The organism is Ferroplasma sp. Type II (assembly GCF_000496155.1).
Window position 1 is genome coordinate 2,740 of the sequence record NZ_KI542715.1, and the last position, 1,347, is coordinate 4,086.

1 protein-coding gene is annotated in these 1,347 nt (G+C 40.0%); it reads right to left on the reverse strand.

The genetic code is table 11. From position 1 onward, the window contains the following. Positions 1–262: 262 nt before the first annotated feature. A partial coding sequence (locus AMDU4_RS05955; protein WP_290704359.1) for an IS1634 family transposase occupies positions 263–1,347 on the reverse strand: 1,085 nt, incomplete at its 5' end.

Below are 1,347 nucleotides of genomic sequence, written 5' to 3' on the forward strand. Positions count from 1 at the left end.
TATATAAATTTATTAGGAATTTGTTTTTTATGTGCTTTATTTTGAATTTCTAATTTATTTTCATTCATTTTTTACACCTATAGATTTATCGGTTGGCAGTTTACCATATTCGATAGTACAACAACCCAGTAAAGCCGGCAGCTATCATAATAGTAGCAAATGAAAATGCTATAATAGTTTTTCGATCCATAATGAAATTAATACATAAATATATATATAAATTTTGATAGTAATATTGATAAATAACCTGAACTCCTCAGATTTAGGTACATGTTATCGACTGAATGGCCTTCAGGATTTCATTCTGCTGTTTGGTTCTCTCCCTTTCAATCATTTTCCCATCAATCTCCATTATCTGCAGCTTCTCAAGTTCAAGAAATAACTTGTCAAGGGAATATTTCCTGTTCAATCCGGATTCTGTCAACATCCTTCTCATGGACAATCTCACTATCAATGAAAGGTAGAGGATGAAGATAAGCCCCCTTATGGTGGATGGCTTTCTCTCCCTAAGGGGAAATATATCCAGATCTGTTTTCATGATTTCAAATGCTTTCTCCACACGATCCTTGTCACGGTAGAGGTCAAGGCATTCTGAAGGAGTATATTCACCATGGTATACAAGCAGGAAACGCCCCATGCGGTGTTCCCTCTGGGATATGGCATTGTTCCTTGCCTCTGTGTGGTATTTTCCATCCCTTACAGTTGTTCTTATGTACTTCCAATATTCTCCCTCAATGGATCTAATCTGGGCAATCTGTGCATTTTTCTTCTCCCTTGGAACAGTCTTTTCCATCGCATCCATGGCATCCCTGATGTGCCGGTGGAAGTTTGACCTTTCCCCCATTTCCAGATCCAGGTCATGATAGAGGTATCCCTTAAGGGAAAGATCCCCAATGGAGAAATCAACATGCATGGCAAATATGGGCTTGCCATTGTGAATTATTGTGTTGTCTGCAGAATCCAGCCTCTTCATGTTGGAAGAGAACACATGCTTCACCTCCTTCCTGGAGTATGTTGCTGAGATTATGTATCCATGATCCTGGAGGAGCCTGAGGTTGTCCAGTGAAAAGAAGCCGCGGTCAAGGATGATTGCAATCTCCGGTACAAGATTTCTTATCCTTTTCAGCGTTATCTCAAGGGTGGAAACATCCACAATGCTCCCTGGATATATCTCGAATAATACTGGCAGTGACCTTTTCCTCTCCATGACAAGTGAGAGGTTGATTTCCGGAAGATCTGCATGATCCTTTGCATGGCCATACTCGAATATACTGTTAGTAGAATATGATGCAATGGTTGTTATATCATACAGGAGCGAGGATTGTGGTTTCATGAGCGATGAGAATG